Annotated in this window: 2 protein-coding genes; both read left to right on the forward strand. The window is 52.3% G+C overall.

Going from position 1 to position 3,391, the window contains the following annotated elements:
- Nucleotides 1-395: 395 nt before the first annotated feature.
- Nucleotides 396-2,669, forward strand: coding sequence for an Orn/Lys/Arg decarboxylase N-terminal domain-containing protein (locus tag Q7V06_RS06890; protein ID WP_304839938.1), 2,274 nt, complete (start codon nt 396-398; stop codon nt 2,667-2,669).
- Between the two features lie 196 nt (nt 2,670-2,865).
- Nucleotides 2,866-3,391 (forward strand): hypothetical protein (locus Q7V06_RS06895; RefSeq protein WP_304839941.1); only part of this gene is annotated, 526 nt, incomplete at its 3' end.

Below are 3,391 nucleotides of genomic sequence, written 5' to 3' on the forward strand. Positions count from 1 at the left end.
TGATGTCATCTTTTGGCCGGATATGCACTTCAAATTCGAGAACACTCTGAAGGGATGCTTGTGTACCCTCGATCTGGGAACTAAATTGTCTTTATATGTCAACCTGGATTGACGCAGCACACATCTCCCTCTTCTAAGACAACCTGTGTTGACTTAAACGAAGCCGGATAGCAGTGTGTGATAAGATGCTCTTTTGGGCATTGTAGGCAGACCCGTCCTATCTGTCTGGGATATTCCAATGTTCCTGCCATGGCCTCTGCTTCCGGCAAAGGGAGCGTCTGAAGCCCATGGTAAAATTTGGAGATGATATTGATTGGGTACCAGTATGTGGTCGATGATCTGGATTCATCTCCCATCCAAACGATTATCCCTTCTCACCTGCATCCAGAGATCTGATGAACCCGGAAGAACTCCTCTCTGTTCTGATCGTTGGTGGTGATATCCGTCCCGAATCTCCAGAAACTCTGCTGATGAAGGGCCTTGTTGCTGAACTGGAAGGGTATGGCCTTTCGGTAACCCGGATCAGTGATGTCTATGGACTGAAGTTCGGACCATCCGGGTTTGGTTCCGGGTACGACTGTATCATCCTCGATCGTGGATCTGAAGGTGTCGGGGAGCTTATAGCCGACATCCGTGCAGGTGAGGATCTGGTTCCGATCTTCCTTGTGATTGATCCCGGGGTGGTCGAGACACTCCCCCTCTCGGTGATCCGGGAGGTGAACGAGTATATCTGGCTCCTTGATGACTCACCTGAGTTCATCGCCGGTCGTGTGGATGCAGCAGCCCGGCGGTACAGGGGAACCCTTCTCCCTCCGATGTTCCGCGCTCTCGTAGATTACTCCCGCGACTGTGAATACTCATGGCATACGCCAGGCCATACCGGAGGTACAGCCTTTCTGAAGTCACCGGCAGGCAGACTGTTTCTCCGGTTCTATGGAGACGAACTCCTCAGATCAGATCTCTCCGTCTCCGTGACAGAGCTTGGTTCTCTCCTGAACCATACGGGTCCGATCGGTGATGCCGAGCGGTATGCCTCGAAGGTCTTTGGGTCAGATCTCACATACTTTGTGACAAACGGCACCTCAATGTCAAACCGGATCATCCATACCGCAACGGTCACCGAGGGGGATCTTGTTCTGATCGATAGGAACTGCCATGCTTCGATCGAGCAGTCGGTGACGATGACACGTTCTATTCCCGTCTATATGATCCCTGAGAGGAATCGTTATGGGATCATCGGCCCGATCCCGCCATCGGAGATGGAAGCTGGCACAATTATGAAGAAGATCACTGCCTGCCCGCTTTCCTCCTGGAATATGGGTCGTCCAGCTCTCGCGGTCGTCACGAACTCGACATATGATGGCCTCTGTTATGATACCGTCACTCTTGAAGGGCTCATTGGTGGAAGTGTCGATCGGATTCATTATGATGAGGCATGGTACGGATACGCCGGATTCAACCGGATATACCAGAACAGGTTTGCGATGCGCACTCCACTTCCTCAGGACAAGGGGGATATCCCGACGGTCTTTGCCACTCAGTCGACACACAAGCTCCTTGCAGCTCTTTCACAGGCATCGATGCTTCATATCAGGCAGGGGCGATCTCCGATCGACCCCCTGCTCTTCAATGTCTCCTACCGGATGCATGCCTCGACATCGCCGCTGTACCCGATCATTGCATCGCTTGATATCTCATCAAAGATGATGGATGGTTCAAGTGGCAGGGCACTCTCGCAGGAGGCGATCGACGAGGCGATCCGCTTCCGGCGGTCGATGGCGCGGATTCGGCGTGAGCTTCTGGCAGATGATCCCGATGGCTGGTGGTTCTCTGTATGGCAGCCTGATACTGTTAGAATCCCTGATTCTGATGAGGCTCTCCCCTTCGAAGAGGTCCCTCCATCAATCCTGGGTTCAGACCCCTCGTGCTGGGTGCTCCATCCGGATGACATATGGCACGGGTTTGCCGGTCTGCCTGATGGTTGGTGTATGCTCGACCCGATCAAAGTGACCGTCCTGACACCGGGGATCAATGATGATGGATCTCTTGCAGAATGTGGGATACCGGCAGCCCTTGTCGTTCTGTTTCTCCAGACCCGGGGTATCATCAATGAGAAAGCCGGAGAGTATAATATCCTCTTCCTCTTCTCGATGGGTGTTACAAAAGGGAAATGGGGTACTCTCGTCTCAGAATTCTTCGAGTTCAAACGATTCTATGACGCTCATGCGCCTCTTGAACTGGTCTTCCCTGACCTTGTCTCACTGTACCCGGATCGCTATACTGGAATGACCCTCCCTGACCTCTCCCTTGAGATGCACCGGATGATCGCTTCAACCCGGCTGACCGAACGGGGTAACAAGGCATGTTCAGAGATTCCTCTCCCTGTGATGACACCATCTGAAGCCTTTTCGCATCTTGCGTCCGGGAAGGTGGAGCTGATCCCGCTCCGTGAGATGGAAGGGCGGATCGCAGCAACCGGGGTAGTTCCCTATCCCCCGGGCATTCCGATCCTGATGCCGGGAGAGTCTGCAGGAGAGATGGATGGCCCGGTTCTCTCATATCTGCTGGTACTTGAAGAGTATGACCGAACATTCCCGGGATTTTCGCATACGCTCCATGGTATCGAGCGAATAGATGGCGACTATTGTGTATACTGTGTCAGGGAGTGAGGGGGGTGAGTCCCCATTCCTCACGTGCCCGATCGTGATCTCGCTTAAAAGATGTTAATTCTATACTTAGTCTTCAGGCGAGGGATTGAGCAGACCGCCGGTCGCGCGTGACCGATCATCCTTTGCTAGGCAGACTCATTACTTTCGCCCCGGATAAGAAACTCCTATATATTTGTTTCATGAATAGTATGGTACGATGCTTCAGTCCGAAGTCGTCTCTCACCTGATCCAGCAGATCTATCATTCTCGCCCTGATTTAAAATTATCCAAAAGAGCAGTGCATAAAATCCTCTTCAAGGTGCGGGCAACCCTCCCCGAAGATGATCCGGTCAGAAAGAATATCCCGTTTTACTGGTACAACTACGGTCCCTTTTCAGAGGTCGTCGAGGTATCCATCGATACTCTGAAAGCCAATGGCATTCTCAGAGAGGAAGAGACGCACAGAGGGAAATCCCTTCTTATGCTCAATAACACTCTCACCGACACCCTCAATGTGCTTGAAAGGGCGTCAGCCATCGTCGAATGCATCGTCAGAGAGTTCGATCCTTATCACATCGAACCCTTCGTCAACCAGATTTACCGGGATGACGCACCGTACGAGTTTATGCCCCTCTATAAAGTAGATTATCTGACTCTTTTAGAAGAATACCTTGCCTCCCATCCGGTCGGCCAAACCACCCTCAGCCGCTTCATTGAGGGCGCAACCACCCCTGAGATCGACC

This window comes from Methanocalculus sp., from assembly GCF_030651615.1.
Lineage (GTDB): Archaea > Halobacteriota > Methanomicrobia > Methanomicrobiales > Methanocorpusculaceae > Methanocalculus.